Raw genomic sequence first — 20977 nt, forward strand, 5'->3', positions numbered from 1 at the left:
GGTTATGGAAGCATTAACAAAAAGTAAAAAAGTACTAGAACAAAAGCCGTTAAGCTTTATGGAGAAAATATATCTCCCCGCAATTGGTAAGGGTATGGCCATTACTTTTAGCCATTTGTTCAAAAAAACGGCTACTGTAAGGTATCCCGAGGTGCAGAGAGAATTCTCTGTAAACTTTAGAGGCCTGCATTCACTAAAGCGAGACGAAGAGGGTAGAGAACGTTGTACTGCTTGCGGACTTTGTGCTTTATCTTGCCCAGCAGAGGCCATTACCATGATTGCTGCAGAGGCAAAACCAGAAGAAAAGCATCTTTACAGAGAAGAGAAGTATGCGGCTACTTATGAGATTAACATGTTGCGCTGCATCTTTTGTGGGTTGTGTGAAGAAGCCTGCCCAAAAGAAGCGATTTATTTAGATGGGCCAATTGTACCTGCAGATTATTTACGTAAGGATTTTATTTACGGAAAGGATAAGTTGGTAGAGGAGCCGTTACAAATGAAAAAATAATAAATAGATTGGTCATGCTGAATTTATTTCAGTATCTCTTAAATATAATAAGACGCTGAAATATAAGGCGAAACTCTCTTAAATTCATAAGAAAGTAAGGGGGATTGGCGGAAAGTTCAGGCAAAGAAAATAAAGATTGCTTCCCCGAAGGGTCGGGACAGGCAGTGGCTTCGCAACGACGACATGAAGAAACAAACAATAAAAACTAAATAAATGGGTGCACAAGTATTCTATTTCGTGGCAACTTTAAGCGTAATCTTTTCGCTTATGGTCATTTTTGCAAAGAACCCGGTGCATAGCGTTATATATTTGATTATTACGTTTTTTACCTTTACGGTTCACTACATTTTGTTAAATGCACAGTTTTTGGCCGTAGTGAATTTTATTGTTTATATGGGTGCAATTATGGTGCTTTTCTTATTTGTGCTCATGTTGCTCAACCTTAATAAAGAAACAGAGCCATCTAAGTCGCCATTAATTAAAATAGTTGGTGTAATTGCCGGCTGTTGTTTAGTTGTAACCCTTATTGGCTCATTTAAGGCTGTTTCTATTACAAACCCCCTAACGCTAAAATCTCCAAACTTAGGTTTGGTAGAAAACTTGGGCGATGTATTGTTTCATAAATTTTTATTGCCATTCGAACTTTCATCCTTATTGCTGCTGTCTGCTATGGTTGGCGCAGTCTTATTATCAAAAAGAGATTAAGTAACACTTAATATGCAAAATATAACTACTCAAATGCAGGGCGTTCCACTTAACCACTATATCTGGTTTTGCGCCATCATTTTCACCATCGGTGTAGTGGGCGTACTTACACGCAGAAACGCCATCGTAATTTTTATGTCGATTGAGTTGATGTTGAATGCTGTAAATCTGTTACTCGCTGCTTTTTCTGTTTATCATAACGATCCATCGGGACAAGTATTTGTGTTTTTTATTATGGCCTTGGCAGCAGCCGAGGTGGCCATTGGCCTCAGTATTATTGTAATGGTTTATAGAAATACTAAATCTATAGATATTAATGTGTTGAATCGCCTTAAGTGGTAAATATATTTTGCTTGTAATGACAATAGAAAATTTAATTTGGTGGGTTCCGTTGCTTCCTTTACTGGGGTTTTTGATTAATGGACTTGGCAGAAACACATTATCAAAACAACTGATAGGCTTTATAGGTAGCGGTGTTGTATTGGCTTCGTTTATCATAAGCATAATCATTTTCTTCCAGCTAAGTGGCGGTGTAGAAAAACAGCATACGGTTTTGCTCTTCGACTGGATTAGTGCAGGCAAACTGACCATTCCGTTGTCTTTTTTGGTAGATCCGCTTAGCTCCATGATGCTTCTGGTAATTACCGGCGTAGGATTCTTGATCCATTTATATTCGATTGGTTATATGCACAGCGACGAGGGTTTTGGTAAGTTTTTTAGTTACTTAAACCTCTTTGTTTTTTTTATGCTGTTGCTAGTGCTTGGCTCCAACTACATTGTTATGTTTATCGGTTGGGAAGGCGTAGGCTTATGTTCTTACCTACTTATTGGCTTTTGGTATACTAACGGTAGTTTTGCATCTGCCGCGAAGAAAGCTTTCATCATGAATAGGATAGGAGATTTGGGTTTCCTATTGGGCGTCTTTTTAATGTTCAACTTTTTTGGCAGTATAGAATTTGCCAAGGTTTTTCCTCAGGCAGCAAACATGCTTCCGGGTAACCATACCATTGTACTTATTACCGTTTTGTTATTTGTGGGCGCCTGTGGAAAGTCGGCACAATTGCCACTGTTTACATGGTTGCCAGATGCCATGGCGGGCCCAACTCCGGTTTCTGCCCTGATCCATGCAGCCACAATGGTTACCGCAGGTATTTATATGATTGTCCGTAGCAGTGTGCTTTTTGATTTGGCGCCATTCACTCAAAATATCATCGCGATTATCGGAACACTTACCGCACTCATTGCAGCCATCATCGCGCTCACCCAAACAGATATAAAAAAGGTACTTGCTTATTCTACAGTTTCTCAGTTGGGTTATATGTTTTTAGGGTTAGGTGTGGGTGCATACGCTGGTTCTTTTTTCCATTTGTTAACACATGCTTTCTTTAAAGCGTTGTTGTTTTTAGGGGCTGGTTCGGTAATACACGCCATGCACCACGAACAAGATATGAGGTCGATGGGTGGTTTAAGAAAAAAATTGCCTATCACTTTTATCACCATGATGATTGCCACAATTGCAATTTCTGGAATCCCACCATTCTCGGGCTTCTTTTCTAAAGACGAAATTTTAGCAAACGCTTATGAACATAACCGAGTGTTATGGGTAATTGGTGTGTTTACCGCCTTCTTAACAGCTTTTTATATGTTTAGGATGATGTTTTTAACGTTCTTTGGCAAATACCGAGGTACGCATCATCAAGAAGAGCATGTGCACGAGTCGCCTGCCGTAATGACTTTGCCATTAATAATATTGGCTGTATTGGCAGCTTTTGGCGGTATGATAAACATTCCGCATATATTTGGCGGTAACGAGTGGTTAGCCCATTGGTTAACTGGCGCTAATGTGGGCCAACATGAGCTTGGCCTAGATCACGCAACAGAATATTTGTTAATGGGTATTTCTGTCTCTGCAGCTCTTGTTGCAATCTTCTTTGCATATAGCCGCTATGTTAAAACAAACCATGTACCAGTTGCAGATGCCGCACCACGCTCGCTGATGGCTAAAATATCTTATCATAAATTTTATCTTGATGAGATTTACGATTTCATTATTGTAAAGCCTTTGGATGGATTATCTAGGTTTTTCTACAAGGTAATGGACATCAAATTTATAGATGGCATAGTAAACGGGCTTGGATGGAGCACCAAAGAAACAAGTAAGGGCATAAGGTTATTACAATCTGGAAACGTAGGTTTCTATATATTTATGATGGTTTTTGGAATCATCGCATTGCTGTTATATACATTTTTATACATATAAAAAAAGGGTTCAAAATTTTACTGATGGAACAACTTTTACTTCTTTTATTTATTCCTTTATTGGGCGCATTGGTAACTACGTTTGCAGGCAAGCAGGCAAAAATGGTTGCTGTTGCATTTTCTGCCGTCTCTTTGGCCATTGCGCTTTATCTAGTTTTTTCCTTTGTGCCAGATGCTTCTACGCAGTTTGAGGTGAACTTGCCATGGATACATGAATTGGGGATTAATTTTCATGCTGGAATAGACGGCATTAGCATGCTGGTGGTGTTACTTACCAATGTGCTTATCCCTATTATTATTTTGTCGAGCATAAAACACGATTATAAAAATCCAGGTGCTTTTTATGCACTAATTCTCTTTATGCAATGCGGCATGTTAATGGTTTTTACCGCCATGGATGCCTTTTTGTTTTACATCGGTTGGGAAGCTGCACTGATTCCTATTTACTTTATTTGTGCTGTTTGGGGAGGAAAAGACCGCATCCGCATCAACATGAAGTTTTTTGTCTACACCATTGCGGGTTCGTTATTTATGCTGATGGGCATCATTTTTCTGTATCTTCAGAACCCTGCACATAATTTCGAAATTCAATCGTTTTACAACCTTAACCTCGATGCCGCCCAACAAAGCTGGATATTTTGGGCCTTCTTTTTAGCTTTTGCCATTAAAATGCCAATTTTTCCTTTCCATACTTGGCAGCCAGATACTTATACCGCCGCACCAACTCCTGGAACCATGCTGCTGTCGGGTATTATGCTTAAAATGGGTATTTATGGGTTAATTAGGTGGTTATTGCCGATTGCTCCGAAAGGCGTGCAAGAATGGGGAGATTTAGCTTTGGTGCTTTCTATAATCGGTATCGTCTATGCATCCATCATTGCATTTACCCAAAGAGATGCCAAGCGTCTTATCGCTTATTCGTCTATAGCGCACGTAGGGTTGATCTCTGCTGCAATTTTTGCTTCTTTCAGTCTTGGCAATCAGGGTACAGAAGGACTTCAAGGCGCAATGATCCAAATGCTTAGTCATGGAATTAACGTAATTGGGTTATTCTTTGTTGTGGACATTATATTTTCTCGCTTAAAAACAAATACCATTGCAGATTTAGGCGGTATTGCTAAAATGGCGCCGCATCTGTCTATTGCATTTCTAATTATTTTATTGGGAACGGTTGCTTTGCCAGGAACCAACGGTTTTGTTGGCGAGTTTTTACTGTTATTGGGCGTTTACCATTATAGTATTTGGGCTGCAGCTTTTGCTGGTTTAACTATGATTTTTAGTGCGGTCTACATGTTTAGAATGTATCAAAAAACAATGCTTGGCAAAACCAATACCCTAACATCAGGCATGACAGATATCAAAGGATCAGAAAAATTAGTGTTGTACACCATCTGTTTCTTGGTCATAGCAATCGGCGTTTATCCAAAGCCAATTCTACATTTAACAGAAGCATCGGTACAACATTTATTAGAACAAGTACACCAAAAATTAATTCAGTAACAGAGCAATGAATATTATTATTACCATTAGTATTACCGCCTTTATTGTGCTTTACGCAGGTTTGTTTAAAGCAAGCAAGGCGTTATTGCCACTAGCTATTGTTGGTTTATTAACTGCTTTGGGCTTCGCTTTCTTTAATTGGAATACCAACGTGGTGTATTACGATATGATGAAGATGGATAATTTTGCCATAGCTTTTTCATCGCTTTGTGTCATAAGTACTTTATTTGTACTGCTGCTATCTCAAAATTATTTTTCTAGCAAAGGCGAACACATTGCAGAATATTTTACGCTCATTCTGTTCTCCCTTGCGGGGATGGTTATGATGGTCTCTTTCCAAAATATGGCCATGTTGTTTATTGGGATTGAAATAATGTCGGTAAGCTTGTATATTCTAGCTGGAATTAGAAAGTCTGATTTTGCCTCGAACGAAGCGTCGTTGAAATATTTTTTAATGGGCGCTTTCTCTACAGGATTTTTATTATTCGGGATAACGCTTCTTTATGGCGCAACTGGTACGTTTGATTTGTTGGCTATTAAAGAATACGTGCTGAATAATTCGACTAGTATTTCTCCATTATTTTACCCAGGGATTATTCTGATGCTGATTGGACTGTGTTTTAAAGTTGGCGCAGCACCTTTTCATTTCTGGGTGCCAGATGTGTACGAAGGCTCTCCAACTTTAGTTGCCACATTTATGGCAACAGCCGTAAAAACGGCCGGATTTGCCGCTTTTCTAAGATTGTTTTTATTCGCACTAGCGCCCTTACACGATTTCTGGGAGCTCCCGTTAACCGTTATTGTATTTTTAACCTTGTTTATAGGGAACGTAACAGCGCTATTTCAAAAGAACTTTAAGAGAATGTTGGCTTATTCCAGTATTTCTCACGTAGGTTATATGATTTTTGCGCTCGTTGAACTAAATCAAGGCAGTAGCACTAAGATCTTGTTTTATGCAGCTGCATACACATTTGCTACCATAATTGCTTTTGCCGGATTGATTTTGGTAAAGCAGCGTACAGGTAACGATAGTTACGAGAGTTTTAACGGTTTAGGAAAGCGTAGCCCGATGCTTGCAGTATGTATGGCCATAGCACTACTTTCGCTAGCCGGAATACCATTAACAGCGGGCTTTATCGGAAAATACGTGATGTTCGTAAACGTAATGCAAAATTACCATGTGTACTTAGTTGGCTTTGCGATACTTAACGCACTAGTTGGGTTCTATTACTATTTTAAGGTAATTATTGCCATGTACTTTAAAGATGGAGATGAAGTTAGCCTTGTCATACCTACCCAATATAAATTGGTAATGGTGCTATCTGCGGTGATAACCATTATTCTGGGCATATATCCTTCGCTGCTTTTACACTTGCTGTAGCGCCTGGTTATTTCAGGCCCCTTACGTGCAACAAAATTGGAAAAGTACAAGGTCATAAAGGAAATTGTGAATTTTAAAATGGTTGCTATGCTTGGTTTTGTATTGCTTACGCAACATGAATTTAGCAACAAGACAGGAAAAATAGCACAGCAATTTTTCAATAACAAAACAATACCTGCTTCTTTTGGTAAACCTTTTTAATTAAATTTGCGCTACTATAATGATAATGTGATTGAACAACTTAATCAAAGATGGAATGTAACGTTTTCTATTACATGGATTTAACAATAAGATATTTTAGAGCAAAGGCAAGTAGGCTATTAAATAATTTAAGTTATGAACGTATTGCTAGACATAAAAGACGATAAAGTGGATTTCGTAATGGAACTATTACGAAACTTATCATTTGTAAAGGCTGAACCTATAAGCCCTTCGAAGGCGAAATTTTTTAAAGAATTGAAAGCATCGGTAGAGGAAGTAGTATTGGCGAAACAAGGTAAGATAAAATTGCAAACCGCAGAGCAATTATTAAGTGAGCTATAATATAGAAGTTACGGCCTATTTTGGTAAACAATTAAAGCGCTTGGCTAAAAAATTTCCTTCTCTTAAAAATGAATATGCAGACCTTATCAATGTTTTGAAAGAAAACCCAGAACAAGGAATTAACCTTGGAAACAAATGTTATAAAATACGCCTATCTATTGCATCGAAGCAGAAAGGGAAAAGTGGCGGAGCAAGAGTAATCACTCACATAAAAGTTGCAGAAACTACAATCTACTTTCTTTCTATCTACGATAAATCAGAGCAGTCGGACATAACTGATAAAGAGCTTGACAATTGGCTTAGGGACATTGAATAAAAATAGCCTGTATTTTAGTGTGATATGTTTTTTTTTTTCGAAAAAAAAGTCAAGATTTGGCAACTTTCAGCTGATTAGAAACTTACATAAAATCCCCTCTTAAAACTTACGCAAGGTAGTACAAAAAGGAAACTTCAATGGGCAGTTAGCACAAAAAGAGATTACAGTAAAAGATGGAAGAATTTTTGGCAAAAAAATAATTTTTTAACGGACTATTTAAAATCCTGCACTTCCCTCAATTTTTAATATTTATTTGTAGTTTTACGAATAACTGATTATGCAAGAATTTTGGAATAGCCTGCACCAACTCATTTCTCCAGATAAACTTTTAAGAGAAGGTGGTTTTTATGTTGTGCTATTCATTATTTATGCAGAAACAGGTCTTTTCTTTGGTTTTTTCCTTCCGGGCGATTATTTGCTTTTCTTGGCAGGGATGTTTGTTGCCACCGGAAAATTGGACGTTCATATAAGCACGCTCATTATTGGCCTAATCATTGCTGCTATATCAGGTAACTTTACAGGTTTTTGGTTTGGGCGAAAAACCGGGCCAGCGCTTTACAAACGCAATGACAGCCTTTTTTTTAAGAAGCGTTATTTACGGGCTGCCGAAGAATACTACAAAAAACAAGGAGCATTTGCGCTAATTATGGGCAGGTTTGTTCCAATTGTTAGAACATTTGCGCCAATAGTTGCAGGTATAGTTAAATTAGATGAAAAGAAATTTGCTCTATATAATGTAGTTGGCGCAGTCTTATGGGTAACATCTCTAACTATGCTCGGCTATTTTTTAGGCAAAAAATTTGAGAAAGAAATTACAGATTATCTTTTTTATATAATTATTGGATTTATATTAATAACAACTATTCCATTATTAATTACCTTTGTAAAAAACAGAGCAGATAAATCCTCTGATAAGGAAAACTTAGATATTAATTAGAAACAATGGCGAATGACGATCATCATGCTTGGCACTCCGTATCTCCGGGCAAAAATACACCAGAAATAGTTAACGCAATTATAGAGATCCCTAAAGGCTCTAAGGCAAAATACGAAATAGATAAAGAGTCGGGATTGATTAAATTAGATCGCGTGCTATTCTCTTCGGTTATGTATCCTGCCAACTACGGCTTTATTCCTCAAACCTACTGCGATGACAAAGATCCATTAGATATTTTGGTGTTGTGCTCTGTAGATGTTTACCCAATGACGCTTATCGAAGCAAAAGTAGTTGGCGTTATGCACATGGTAGACGGTGGCGAGCAAGACGATAAAATTATTGCAGTTGCCCACCATGATATGTCTGTAAACTACATTAACGACCTAGATGAATTACCACCTCATCAAATGAAGGAAATTGTACGGTTTTTTCAAGATTACAAAGCCTTAGAAGGAAAAAATGTAACCATAGAGCATTTACTTGGGCTACGCTATGCGCATAAAGTGATTTTGGAAAGTATAGAGCTTTACAACAAGTTATTTAGAAATAAAGCCTAATGGGTTGGGATTTATTTTGGACATTTTCTTTAGTTGTATTAAACGGTTTTTTCGTTGCGGCTGAGTTTGCCATCGTTAAGGTGCGTGCTTCGCAGATAGAAATCAAAGCAAAGGATGGCAGTCAGGTGGGCAAGGTTGCCAAATTAATTATTCACAACCTAGACAATTACCTTGCTGCTACGCAACTCGGTATTACACTTGCATCGCTTGGATTGGGGTGGATTGGCGAAAGGGTAATGCATCAGATTGTGCACGATTCTATGGCGAATTTTGGCATTGCCGAAGTGTATATTACCACTACATCTACCATTATTGCATTTTCAATTATAACGGTAATGCACATCGTTTTTGGCGAGCTTGCGCCGAAATCTATCGCCATACAACGGCCGGTAGCCACCACCATGTTTATATCGATTCCTTTACAAGCCTTCCATTTTATTTTTAAGCCATTTATATGGTTGTTAAACGGCTTAGCATCTTTAGTTTTAAAGTTGATTGGTATGCAATCTTCGGCAGGGCACGAATCTTTACACAGTACGGAAGAACTCCAATACCTGTTGGATCAAGGAAGAGAAAGTGGCGCATTAGATTTTAATGAGCATGAAATGATTAAAAACGTGTTCGATTTTAATGAGCGCGTGGTTAAGAACATCATGGTTCCCCGTACCAAAATTTCTGGGGTAGAACTTCGAACGCATCAAGAAGAAGTGATAGACGTTATCATAAAAGAAGGTTACTCTAGGTTGCCAGTTTATGATGAAATTATGGACAAGATTGTAGGAATCATCCATGCCAAAGACATTTTACCGTTGGTAGCGGCAGGAAATAGAGATTGGACACTTAGTGATATTATCAGAAAGCCATTTTTTGTTACGGAAACCAAAAAGATTCACGATTTGATGACCGAGTTGCAAATTAAAAGAATGCAAATTGCCATTGTTTTAGATGAATTTGGCGGTACCGCTGGCATGGTTACTTTAGAAGATATTGTAGAAGAGTTGGTTGGTGATATACAAGATGAGTATGATGAGGAGAAGCCTCTTGTAGAGCAGGTTACCGATAATGAATTTATCGTTAACGCATTTGCAACGGTATATGATGTAAACGAACACCTGTCTCATGACCTCCCAGAAGACGAAGATTTTGATACCATCGGCGGACTCGTTTCGCATGTGTTTGGTAAAATACCCGAGGTTGGCGAAAGCAACGAATCGTATGGCTATCTGTTTACGATTTTAAAGAAGACAGAGCAGAATATAGAAACCGTTAAATTAGAACTTGTTAAGACCGAGGAGGATAGCGAAGACGACCATTAGTTGATAAAGCATGCATATCTTTTATACACCAAACATTTCGCTGCAAAACCACACGCTTAACGAAGAGGAAAGTAAACATTGTATTAGGGTTTTGCGGCTGGCTCTTGGCGATGTGGTGAATCTGGTAGATGGTGTAGGCGGATTCTACACGGCAGAAATTTCATCAGCCAACCCAAAAAAGGTTGGTTTGCTTATTTTAGATAGCCAAATAGATTACGGAAAGAGAAATTTTAACTTGCACATTGCCATTGCGCCAACAAAAAATACCGAAAGGTTAGAATGGTTTTTAGAAAAGGCGACGGAACTTGGCATAGATGAAATTACACCCATCATTTGCCAACGCTCTGAAAGAAAAGTGGTAAAGCCAGAACGGTTAGAAAAAGTTATTACTTCAGCTGTAAAACAATCTATAAAAGCCTACCATCCTAAATTAAATGAAGCACAAACCTTCGAATCCTTTATCAATTCAAGTTTAAACGCAAATAAATACATTGCTCATTGCCTTTCGGCAGATGAAAAAAATTATCTATCAAAAACGTTAAGTAAAGATGAGGATTGTGTAATTCTTATTGGGCCTGAGGGAGATTTTACAGAAGAGGAAATTAACTTGGCTTTGCAAAAAGGATATAAAGCAGTAACTTTAGGAAACGCTAGGTTGCGTACCGAAACGGCTGCTCTAGCAGCTTGTTTCGAAATAAATTATCTTAATAGATAAATACAAGTTGAAATTTTCATTTTTTAATTTTCTTGTCGTCAAAGTAAAAAACGCCTTTCCGGGTTACACCTTAGTTGCTTTTTTATTTTTTCTGTGTTCCAGTTTTACCGCGCCTACCTACAGGATGGCCAAATTGAAATACAGCGGTGGTGGTGATTGGTATGGCGATAGAACAGCATTGCCCAATTTGATAGCGTTTTGTAACGCAAATTTAAAAACCAATTTTTACCCGCAAGAAAGTACCGTAGATGTGGGAAGCAAAGAACTTTTCAACTTCCCATTTGTTTTTATGACAGGGCACGGAAACGTTGTTTTTAGCGATCAGGAAGCAAAAAATCTAAGGCAGTATTTAATAGGTGGCGGTTTTTTGCACATCGACGATAATTATGGTCTTGATAAATTTATCAGGCCACAGATGAAAAAGGTTTTTCCTGGGCTTAATTTTGTAGAACTTCCTTCCAATCATCCAATCTACAACCAAAAATACAAGTTTCCGAATGGGTTGCCGAAAATCCACGAACACGATGGTACACGTGCACAAGGCTTTGCCCTGATCTGGAAGGGAAGGATAGTTTGTTTTTACACCTACGAGTGCGATCTTGGGAATGGATGGGAAGATTTCGGAACCTACCCCAGCGACACGCAAGACACGCGCACGCAAGCATTAAAAATGGGCGCAAATGTAGTTCAATACGCACTAACCCAATAGGTATGGTTAAAATTAGGGTAAATAATAGCAATGTTTTTAACATCGATATTACTGAAAAGCAATTGATGGTGGATGGGGTAAAATTACAACTTGATGTAAGTGAGCTTAACAGTGGGTTTTGGAGTGTAATTTATAATAACAAATCTTACAGCGCAGAACTTGTAGATATAGATAGAATAGAAAAAAGCTGTAAAATAAAAGTAAGCGGTCATTTATACTATTTAAATATCGAAGATAAATTTGATCAATTGCTTCGACAATTAGGGATGGATAATTTGGCTGCCAACAAGGTTGCCGAGGTTAAAGCACCAATGCCTGGATTGGTACTGGCCTTAAAAATTAAAGAAAATGATGAAGTTGCAAAGGGCGATAGCTTGTTGGTTCTGGAAGCTATGAAGATGGAGAATGTATTGAAATCTCCTGTTGATGGCGTTATTAAGAAAGTTATGGTGGAGGAAGGAAGTAAAGTAGAGAAAAATCAAGTCCTCCTTACGTTTAAATAGTACGTCGCATTAAAATCTCTTCAAGATGCAATAAAAAAGCGGCGATTTTCGTAGAAAATCGCCGCTTTTTTATTCAATTGAGAATTATCTTCTCTTCTTACCTGCTTTAAAATTTCTTTTCCCTACGGTGCTTATCTCGGGAGCGCCCAACATTGTCATTGCGCAACGAAAGCCTACCTCTGAAGACGATTCATCCTGTTGCAAAAACCTCCTCGTTGCAGGATTTAGCCAATAAGCCATGTCATTCCAAGAACCGCCCTTATATACGCGAGATTTATCGTTAACTAGTGAAACACCTTCCTCATTCAATAATTTGTTTTGACGGTCTCTGTAGCCACGCTCATCAGCCGTATAATCGGTTACGGGGGTGGACTTATCTGTAGAATTAGCGATTGAATCAGCTCGTTTTGCAAATTCTTGCTTTTCTTCCCAAGTTAACTTTTTGCCCGAATAGGCGTTAACTTTTACTGGATTTCCATATTTATCCAATTCAATCTTTCCTGCGGTGGGATCCGAAAGTTTGTTGTTTTGGAAATCGTTACCGCGGTAAGGATTAAATGCATTTACATCTTCAAAAGTTCCGGGTCTGTACACATCGTTTACCCACTCATTTACATTGCCGGCCATGTTATACAAACCGAAATCGTTCGGTTGGTAATATTTTACAGGAACAGTTAAATCGCCTTTATCATTTAAAGAGCCTCCAACACCCATATAATCGCCAGGAGCTCTTTTAAAGTTGGCCAAAATCATACCTCGGGTTTTACGATCGGCAGAGCTTACACCCAGGCCATTCCAAGGGTAAATTTTCTCATCTTTAATGTTCTCGTAGTCAGTATTTCCAATTAAGCCAAGTGCAGCATATTCCCATTCGGCTTCGGTTGGCAATCTATAGGGCTGCAAAATAATTCCATCTTCTAAGGTAACATGTCTCCTCGCTACATTACCTCCTTTTTTTCCTGCATTGCCGACAGATGCTCCAGCGGCGGCAGTGTAATCCTGGGGCGCTTTAGCTCCTACATCATTGTACTGGCCATTTAAATAAGCGTCTGTATTAAAGGGTTGATTCGGTTTTTGAGTATTAGCCTGTGCTGTTGTGTTATTTTTTCCTTTTCCTTTACCAGTTCCGGCCAATTGGTCGTAGCCTGTTAAAATCTGTTTTTGTCTTAAAATATATTCATTCGCCTGGGACGTTCTCCACTCGCAGAATCTGCTTGCCTGTTCCCAAGATACGCCTACAACTGGGTAATCTTGATACGCAGGATGACGCAAGTAGTTGTTTACGTAAGGTTCGTTATAAGAAAGCGCACGCCTCCATACCAAAGTGTCCGGCAAAGCATTGTAATAATATTCATGATCATCGGGGAAGCTTACTCTTATCCAATGTAAATATTCAAGCCAATCGGTGTTACTTACCTCAGTCTCGTCCATGTAGAAAGAAGGTACCGTAACTTGTCTGCGGTAATTGTAAATGTTGGGCTCAATACCTGGCACCGCAACAGCGCTACCCCCAACTATCAAAACCCCGCCCTCGATAGGTACTAACCCAGGACCAGCCTCGCGTTTATATTTTGTGTTAACCACAAAACTGCCATATTTGTGGTTTTTCCCATCTGCATAGGGGATTCCTGTTTTGCTAGACACGTTGTCGCGATTTTTATGGCTGCAGCTTGTAAGCCCCAATAAGGTAGATAGACATACACAAGTGTATATGAATGTTTTTTTCATAGATACTAGATAATACTTAAAGCAATTTTAATCTTTAAAACTACACAAATTTAAGTCAATTACTAGATTAATAACAATAGTTTTTAAATTATATTTTTAATATAAATCGTTTAAAACTAGTCTTTTGTAAAAAGTGTAGTGTTAAAAATACAAGAAGGGGAGCGTTTTGTTCAATCTTTCCTCGATAAATTTAGTGTTTATATTTTGTTAAAATTTGAAATATATACTTTTGATATTCGTTAAAATATTCTCGGCAAAATCTAAAATTTTGTACTTTTAACCAATGAATTTCAAGTATATCGGCACGCTTGCTATTTCTGTATGGTCTATTGTCTTCGTGTTTGAAAAAGCAAACGCGCAAGTGGGTGTGTCGCGTACACAAAATAATGGAAGCGAATCTAATAATATAATTTCGGCCGTTCCTTTTTTACTGTTTACGCCAGACGCGCGCGCAAGTGCAATGGGTAATGCAGGTGTAGCTGTTTCTGCCGATGTAAACGCTGCAAGCATAAATGCATCTAAGCTTGCTTTTTTGGATAAACCTTATGGTTTTGCCGTTTCTTATAGCCCGTGGCTTAAAAATTTAGTATCTGATATTAATTTGGCCTACTTAAGTGGTTATTATAAGTTTAAAGATAGATATACGCTAGCTGGGTCTTTTAGGTATTTTTCTTTGGGACAATTAGAGCTAACAGATGGCGGCGGGCAAAACCTCGGCATTGCCAACCCAAACGAGTTAGCGGTAGATGTAAGTTTTGCTACGAGTTTTGGAGACCAGTTTTCTTTGGGAAGTTCTGTTCGGTACATTTACTCCAATGTTACTGCCGGTCAGTATGTGGTAAGTGGAGAAACTCATGCAGGTCAAGCTGTTGCGGTAGATGTATCTGGATTATATAAAGTGCACACACAGTGGTTCGGTACAAGCACATTGGTTTCTGCTGGTGTAAACATCTCTAATATTGGCACAAAAATGAGTTATTCCAACTCACAACCGAGTTTGTTTTTGCCCGGAAATATAAAAATTGGAGGTGCTGCAACCTCCCGGTTGGATGAGTTGAGTACGATAGCTTTCGCCGTCGATTTTAACAAATTATTGGTGCCGACCCAACCCATTTATGATGCAAATAATAACATTATTGCGGGACAAGACCCTAACAGGTCTTTGCCTTCTGGCATTATAGGTTCTTTTACCGATGCTCCGGGAGGCTTTAGCGAAGAGCTTAGGGAGGTTGGCATTTCTACTGGTGCCGAATATTGGTATAACCAACAATTTGCGGTGCGAGCAGGCTACAACTACCAGAGCCCAAGCAAAGGAAATAGCCGTTATTTTACGGTTGGGGCAGGCTTAAAGTACAACGTATTTAATATAGATTTTGCCTATCTAATTGCAAATACTCAATCGAGCCCCTTAGCAAATACCTTACGGTTTAGCCTTTTATTTAATTTTGGTGACCGGAAGATTCTTAAAAAATAGTAGTTTGCAGTTTTAGCGGTAACGGAGTTTAATATGAAAATAAAGGTGGGATTTGGATTTGATGTGCATCAGTTAAAAGATGGACATCCTTTTTTTGTGGGAGGGGTTAACTTAGAACACCATAAAGGTGCTTTCGGCCATTCTGATGCCGATGTTCTGTTACATGCCATTTGCGACGCCCTGCTTGGAGCGGCCAATCTACGTGATATAGGCTTTCATTTTAAAAATACCGATCCGCAATGGAAAGGAATTAGCAGTATTGTGTTGTTAAAGGAAACGGTAAAGTTAATTAAGGAAAAGGGTTTTGAGGTGGGCAATATAGATGCGATGTTGTGTTTAGAAGCGCCGAAAATTAATCCGCACATCCCTAAAATGCAAGAAACCATCGCAAAAGCTATCGGTATTTCTGTTGAAGATATTTCTATAAAAGCTACTACCAACGAAACAATGGGTTTTATAGGCAGGGAAGAGGGCGTGGTAGCTTATGCGGTTTGTCTAATTCAAAAAATATAGCCTCGTTTTTTAATATGGAAACATGAAATTTACTTTTTTTGGATAAGTTTAATTGGTCTTCGACAGGCAAATTTCATGTATTTATAAATTAAGATGTTGTCTCTTTGACATTTCCCGTTCTTTTCAACGTTCCCCAAGTTTCTAGTTCTCCTTTTAGTGCCCTACGACAAGCTCTAAATAAAACGATATACATTAATTGTCTCCAGTAAAAACGCTGAGGAAATAAATAAATGAGGTCTTTTAACTTTTCCTTTTCCATCCGAAAAGCTATTGCTGCAAAGAACATATCCACCACAATAAAAATAAGATAATAAAACAGAACCTGCCCAAAACCATTGTGCAGGCTGAGGATACCAGAAATACCCGTAAGCGTTAGGTTATTTATTGCACTCAAGGAGAATATCCCCCCAATTAGTGAGATAACCATAAAGAAGTCAGCTAAGGGAGAGAATAGAGGCAATATTATTTGATAAAGGAGAATGTTTGGCATTCCAACCATTCCAAAATAACCATATTTCTTATTAAGAAAGGTTTTTCTGTTTTTCCAAAAACTTTGCATTACCCCAAAACTCCAACGAAACCGCTGTTTCAACAACATTTCTACCGTTTCTGGCGCTTCTGTATAGGCAATAGCGGTATCGCAATTTTTCACTTTGTAGCCAGCGCGTAAAATGCGCATTGTAAGGTCGCAATCTTCTGCCAAGGTATCTATCGTAAACCCGCCAATTTCTAAAATAACCGACTTTCTAAAAGCACCAATAGCTCCAGGAACTACCGTAATGGTATTCAATAAATCGAATGCCCGACGGTCCATATTTTGGGAAGTTATGTACTCTATAGACTGCCAAGTGGTTATTAAATTATGAGCATTACCAACTTTTACCGTACCTGCAACAGCTGCAATTTCTGGGCTGTAGAAAAGTTTCATCAATTCCGTCACAGCATCTGTTTTCAGTTGCGTATCAGCATCTATACACACCAGATATTCTCCATTTGCTTTTGAAATGCCATAGTTTAAAGCCGATGCTTTACCGCCATTGATCTTTCTATACAGTTTTACATGATTATTGCCGGCAAACTTAGCACTTACAATTTCAAATGTTTTGTCCTTTGACCCATCATCTACAAAAATGAGCTCAAAATTCGGGTAGTTTAACTTTAATAGGCTGTTGATGGTCTGGATAGCCGTAACTTCCTCATTATAAGCCGGAATGATAATGCTAACCAGCGATGTCGGATTTTTAACAAGTAGATTTACATTCTTCCTAGCCAATTTTCGTTGTCTAATGGCAAGATAGGCGATAAACAAGGTGCGCAAGATAGCTAAGGCAATGGCGACGGTAAATATCACATTCAAAATGATATTGCCATAATAGAAAAAGTTGATAAAGAAATAATCACCAGAACCCAAAAATCCCGTGTTAGCTGCAGAATTAACTTCAGGCATCAACTGCGCACGGGTTTTACCCATCAAATCTCCGATGGTGGTAAAAGTGTATCCTTGTTTCTTGAAATAATGGATAATCCGAGGTAAGGCAGCTACTGTTGCTTCGCGATTACCGCCTGCATCGTGTAGCAGCAAAATATTGCCATTGTCCTTTTGTTTAACAACTTCATTAAAAATCTGGTCTGCGGTTTTTCCTGGAAACCAATCTTCTGGATCGATATATTCCCCTATATTGATGTAGTTCTCTTTTCTGCTTTGTGCAACGGGCAATATTTCTGCCGTGTTTTGTGGTTCTGCATCGGCATTAAAAGGCGCTCTAAAAAGAATGGTACTGTGGCCTGTAACAGCTTCAATGAGCCTCCTTGTTGCATTTAATTCAAACTTAACACGTGCAGGGCCTAACGTAGACATATCTGGGTGAAAAAAAGTATGATTTCCAATCAGGTAGCCATCGTCATATTCCCGTCTTAATAGGCCCATATTTTTTTCGGCCATGATACCAACTACGAAAAATGCCCCCGGTACTTTTTCTTTTTTCAAGATGTCTAACACCTGAGGGGTGTAAGTTGGATCTGGACCATCATCAAAAGTCAACACAATTTTTTTCTCTGCATAGCCATAGCGTTTAATCACATACGGACTTGGCATTTTGATATAACGCTGGTCGGCGATGGTAAAATTGTCTTTATTTAAAGTAAATCTAACTAGGCCCGGTTGTGGGGTAGATATTAAATCTAGTATTTCGCCGTCACCAATATACTTGATGCCGTTCATGGTAAGGTTAGAAATCGTACCCAAATCAAACGGAGTTTTCTTAAGAGAATCTAAACTTAAATCTCTAGAAATAAATTTCCATAATCTTTTATCTTCTGATCCTAAACGCCATAATGCAATGCCCGCAACTCCCCAATCATCTGCCTTGCGGATGATGTTAAAGTAGGTTGCGGCGTTGGTAAAATACACCGTATGCTCTATGCCATTATCAGCTTTGTATTGATAATGTAGATTGGCAGAACCTGGATTAAAAGTAACCTTGCTTTTATAACTTACAGCGGTAGTCATTGCGTCCTCATAGGTCATTGGCGTCCCTACACTTTTTGCTGGCCAATCATAGCCGTAACATGCCAATGCTAAAATCACCTTGTCAGCATCCACTTTGCTACAAATATCATCTAGTTTTTCTTCAACCCATTCTTGATTAGAGATATCGCCAGCGTTGCTTTCCTCGCTATGCTGATCGTAAGCCATTAATACCAAATAATCATTATAATGCTGTAAAATCTTTGGATCATAATCATCGTTGTCTACGGCAATATCCATCATCACAATTAAACCTTGACTATGAAGCTGTGTGTACAGATTTTTCATTAGGTTGTTAAAACCTTCTTGACTGTCTGCATTAACTTCTTCAAAATCGATATTTACGCCCTTGTAATGATACCTTTTTACAGAAGAGATTAGATTAGTAATGAATGCTTGTTGCGCGTTGGGATCACTTATTAATTTTTTAACTGCATTGCCATCCCATCCATTTGTTCCGTAATTAGAAATATCGGCAATTGCAGATTTTTTTGCTTTGTTGATTACACTCAATGCGGCCGTATCAACTTGCTCAACTATAGAGTCGCCTCGCAAGAAAAACGATTCAGTCGCAACCATGTCTAAATGCCCAATATTACGTTTTAAATCAGAAAGGGAATTGTCTCTAGTTGCTGCCCAACTTACATAGAAACCTAGATTGATGCGCGCTTTATCGTCATGTCCTGCAGATATGCGTTTTTGCCTGTCCTTTCGTATTTTTTCTAGATGAGATTTGGCAATAGAAAAATCTTTGTATTTCTGAGATTTCTTTAATTTCGCTAATTGACTGGCATTAAATTTCCCACTCACATCTAAGAAGGGTAGTTTAGGAACCTGAACTGAGGATAGCGTGAGCACAACACAAACGGCTGCGACTATAAAAATGACAAGAAAGGTTCTGCTAATCCAGGTAAAGGTATTCCAGCGCGTTTTCTTCTCAGTTTGAAAAATTTGTTTTCCGGACATTTTCTTTTCTGATTTTGTAATCAAAAGTCGATAAATTATATGAAGATTGGATGAAACTTATTTTTGCCAATACAATTTTGTTTGAATTCTGATTTAGAGAAAACTACCAAAGGTTAGTAAAAAGTCACGTTCGACCAGCAAACTAGTTAAAGGGAAAAATGAGTGAAAACAAAAAAATCCGGTTTCTTTAAAGAAATCGGATTTTTGAATACAAAGAAAGTGCTTAGAATTTTACTCAGCCAGATAACCAAACTTACCCATATTAAAGTCATCTATTGCTTGGCGAATTTCTGCTTCGGTGTTCATTAGAAAAGGTCCATATTGAACAATAGGCTCATTGATAGGTTCTCCACTCATTACCAACACAATGCTATCCTCAAGCGCCTCTATGGAAATTTGATTGCCTTCATTTTTAAAATGAGCAAAACTGTTTATTTCCGCAATCTCCAGATCATTGATTTTTACCTTACCTTCAACAACCATAAGCCCTGTATTATGGTTGCTTGGAAAATCAAAATTTACCTTTCCGTGTTTGTTTAATCTTGCATTATAAAGCTCAATGGGGCTAAAAGTGTGTGCTGTACCTTGTACGCCTTGATAACTGCCGGCAATTATTTCTATCTTTCCACCAGCATCGGGCAACGTTACCTTGGCCATTTCTGCTTGCGTGATGGATTGATAACTAGGTTTACCCATTTTATCTTTTGCAGGGAGGTTGATCCAAATTTGTATCATTTGAAAAGGACCGCCCTTAACGCTGTAGCTTTCATCATGATACTCTTTGTGCAGTACTCCACTTGCTGCTGTCATCCATTGAACATCTCCGGGATTAATAACCCCACTATTTCCGTAACTGTCGTGATGGGCAACGGCACCGTGATACGCAAGGGTAACGGTTTCAAACCCACGGTGTGGGTGGCTACCAACTCCTCTGGGCTTTTTTCTTGCAGAAAATTCAATCTTCGAACCGTAATCCATCAAAAAAAATGGATCCATGTCAATATCATAGCCGTTTGGAAAAAAATTATGTACCCTAAAGCCGTCACCAACCATGTGTGGCGCTGGTGCATTTAGTATTGCCGAAACTTGTTTAATATTTTCCATTGCGTACCTCCACTATTGTCGCTTTCTAAAATATTTTTAGGCTTGCTTGATAAATTGCAATTCGCCTGCAATCCTTACTTCTTCGCTAAGAACCACGCCACCTGTTTCTAAAGCCGCATTCCAAGTCAATCCGTAATCCATACGGTTTATCTTTCCGCTCAACGTAAATCCAGCCTTTGTTTGTCCGTAAAGATCGATTACAGTTCCGCCATATTCTGCGGTTAATTTTATCGGGTTGGTTTTGCCCTTTATGGTTAAGTTACCTTTTACAGTATAATCATTACCATCTTTTTCTACCGAGGTAGATTTGAAATCAGCGGTCGAGAAATTTTCTGCGTCAAAGAAATCTGCACTTTTTAAATGGTTGTCTCTATCGTTATTTCCTGTCTCTAAAGACTTTATATCGCCAGAAAATGAAATTTCTGCGCCTTCAAAAGTGTCTTCGTCAGAAACTAAATCTGCAGTGAATGATTTTAAGCTACCTGTTACAGTTGTAATCATTAAATGTTTAATTTTAAACTGTAATTCGCTGTGGGTTGGATCTAAAGTCCATTTTTGTGTTTTCATATTTTTTGTTGTTAGGAGGTTTGTTCCTACGCAGCAAAGGTACGTCGGGTTTCAACGATAAAAATTGATGTATGGTAATAAATGCAGTTAAATTTTCCTGCTAACGCTATAGTTGGTGACCCTCAGTTCGAAAATAAGACATACAAAAG

Annotated in this window: 20 protein-coding genes; 16 read left to right on the top strand and 4 right to left on the bottom strand. The window is 38.4% G+C overall.

All coding sequences use genetic code 11. The features are described 5' to 3' along the window. Positions 1-4: 4 nt before the first annotated feature. From ABIB40_RS02665 to ABIB40_RS02730, 14 genes are all read left to right on the top strand, one after another. Positions 5-508, top strand: coding sequence for a NuoI/complex I 23 kDa subunit family protein (locus ABIB40_RS02665; RefSeq protein WP_354356337.1), 504 nt, complete (start codon positions 5-7; stop codon positions 506-508). Positions 509-721: 213 nt separating this feature from the next. Continuing rightward, positions 722-1213: an NADH-quinone oxidoreductase subunit J family protein gene (locus ABIB40_RS02670; RefSeq protein ID WP_354355700.1), complete on the top strand. Its 492-nt coding sequence runs from the start codon at positions 722-724 to the stop codon at positions 1211-1213. A 12-nt stretch (positions 1214-1225) separates the two neighbouring features. Then, entirely contained in the window at positions 1226-1555 is a 330-nt protein-coding gene (gene nuoK / locus ABIB40_RS02675) for an NADH-quinone oxidoreductase subunit NuoK (RefSeq protein WP_354355702.1), read from the top strand. A 16-nt stretch (positions 1556-1571) separates the two neighbouring features. Further along, positions 1572-3473, top strand: a complete 1902-nt coding sequence (gene nuoL, locus ABIB40_RS02680) for an NADH-quinone oxidoreductase subunit L (protein ID WP_502931045.1) — start codon at positions 1572-1574, stop codon at positions 3471-3473. Between the two features lie 23 nt (positions 3474-3496). Continuing rightward, positions 3497-4972 (top strand): complex I subunit 4 family protein, encoded by a 1476-nt coding sequence (locus ABIB40_RS02685; protein WP_354355704.1) that lies wholly within the window; start codon positions 3497-3499, stop codon positions 4970-4972. A 7-nt stretch (positions 4973-4979) separates the two neighbouring features. Continuing rightward, complete coding sequence (locus ABIB40_RS02690; RefSeq protein ID WP_354355706.1) at positions 4980-6353, top strand: NADH-quinone oxidoreductase subunit N; 1374 nt, start codon at positions 4980-4982, stop codon at positions 6351-6353. A 336-nt stretch (positions 6354-6689) separates the two neighbouring features. Then, positions 6690-6896 (top strand): hypothetical protein, encoded by a 207-nt coding sequence (locus ABIB40_RS02695; RefSeq protein ID WP_354355708.1) that lies wholly within the window; start codon positions 6690-6692, stop codon positions 6894-6896. Beyond that, positions 6886-7212: a type II toxin-antitoxin system RelE/ParE family toxin gene (locus tag ABIB40_RS02700; protein WP_354355710.1), complete on the top strand. Its 327-nt coding sequence runs from the start codon at positions 6886-6888 to the stop codon at positions 7210-7212. The genes ABIB40_RS02695 and ABIB40_RS02700 overlap by 11 nt, the downstream gene beginning before the upstream one ends. Before the next feature lie 277 nt (positions 7213-7489). Further along, the gene (locus tag ABIB40_RS02705; protein ID WP_354355712.1) at positions 7490-8149 is read left to right on the top strand and encodes a DedA family protein; all 660 of its coding nucleotides are present in this window, start codon (positions 7490-7492) and stop codon (positions 8147-8149) included. A gap of 5 nt (positions 8150-8154) precedes the next feature. Next, entirely contained in the window at positions 8155-8706 is a 552-nt protein-coding gene (locus ABIB40_RS02710; RefSeq protein WP_354355713.1) for an inorganic diphosphatase, read from the top strand. Next, the gene (locus ABIB40_RS02715; protein ID WP_354355715.1) at positions 8706-10022 is read left to right on the top strand and encodes a hemolysin family protein; all 1317 of its coding nucleotides are present in this window, start codon (positions 8706-8708) and stop codon (positions 10020-10022) included. Before ABIB40_RS02710 ends, ABIB40_RS02715 begins: the two co-directional genes overlap by 1 nt. A 10-nt stretch (positions 10023-10032) precedes the next feature. Further along, positions 10033-10737: a 16S rRNA (uracil(1498)-N(3))-methyltransferase gene (locus ABIB40_RS02720; RefSeq protein WP_354355717.1), complete on the top strand. Its 705-nt coding sequence runs from the start codon at positions 10033-10035 to the stop codon at positions 10735-10737. Between the two features lie 124 nt (positions 10738-10861). Then, entirely contained in the window at positions 10862-11446 is a 585-nt protein-coding gene (locus tag ABIB40_RS02725) for a DUF4159 domain-containing protein (RefSeq protein WP_354355719.1), read from the top strand. 2 nt (positions 11447-11448) lie between these two features. Further along, positions 11449-11949 carry an acyl-CoA carboxylase biotin carboxyl carrier protein subunit gene (locus ABIB40_RS02730; RefSeq protein ID WP_354355721.1) on the top strand — a complete coding sequence of 167 codons (501 nt, stop codon included), beginning with the start codon at positions 11449-11451 and terminating at the stop codon, positions 11947-11949. 84 nt (positions 11950-12033) lie between these two features. Here ABIB40_RS02730 and ABIB40_RS02735 read toward each other — a convergent pair whose 3' ends face one another. Continuing rightward, positions 12034-13677 (bottom strand): SUMF1/EgtB/PvdO family nonheme iron enzyme, encoded by a 1644-nt coding sequence (locus ABIB40_RS02735; protein ID WP_354355723.1) that lies wholly within the window; start codon positions 13675-13677, stop codon positions 12034-12036. Between the two features lie 283 nt (positions 13678-13960). Between ABIB40_RS02735 and porV the strand changes: the two genes are divergently transcribed. Both porV and ispF read left to right on the top strand, forming a co-directional pair. Further along, positions 13961-15151, top strand: coding sequence for a type IX secretion system outer membrane channel protein PorV (gene porV, locus ABIB40_RS02740; protein ID WP_354355725.1), 1191 nt, complete (start codon positions 13961-13963; stop codon positions 15149-15151). Between the two features lie 33 nt (positions 15152-15184). Further along, positions 15185-15664 (top strand): 2-C-methyl-D-erythritol 2,4-cyclodiphosphate synthase, encoded by a 480-nt coding sequence (gene ispF / locus ABIB40_RS02745; protein ID WP_354355727.1) that lies wholly within the window; start codon positions 15185-15187, stop codon positions 15662-15664. Positions 15665-15752: 88 nt separating this feature from the next. Here the strand turns inward: ispF and ABIB40_RS02750 are convergent, their stop codons facing one another. From ABIB40_RS02750 to ABIB40_RS02760, 3 genes are all read right to left on the bottom strand, one after another. Beyond that, positions 15753-19157: a trifunctional glycoside hydrolase family 18/polysaccharide deacetylase/glycosyltransferase family 2 protein gene (locus tag ABIB40_RS02750; protein WP_354355729.1), complete on the bottom strand. Its 3405-nt coding sequence runs from the start codon at positions 19155-19157 to the stop codon at positions 15753-15755. Between the two features lie 231 nt (positions 19158-19388). Then, positions 19389-20261, bottom strand: a complete 873-nt coding sequence (locus ABIB40_RS02755) for a pirin family protein (RefSeq protein ID WP_354355731.1) — start codon at positions 20259-20261, stop codon at positions 19389-19391. Positions 20262-20297: 36 nt separating this feature from the next. Beyond that, on the bottom strand, positions 20298-20828 hold the full coding sequence (locus ABIB40_RS02760) for a YceI family protein (RefSeq protein WP_354355733.1): 531 nt from the start codon (positions 20826-20828) through the stop codon (positions 20298-20300). Positions 20829-20977: the final 149 nt, after the last annotated feature.

Origin of the sequence: Pedobacter sp. UYP30 (assembly GCF_040547165.1) — a bacterium.
Taxonomy (GTDB): domain Bacteria; phylum Bacteroidota; class Bacteroidia; order Sphingobacteriales; family Sphingobacteriaceae; genus Pedobacter.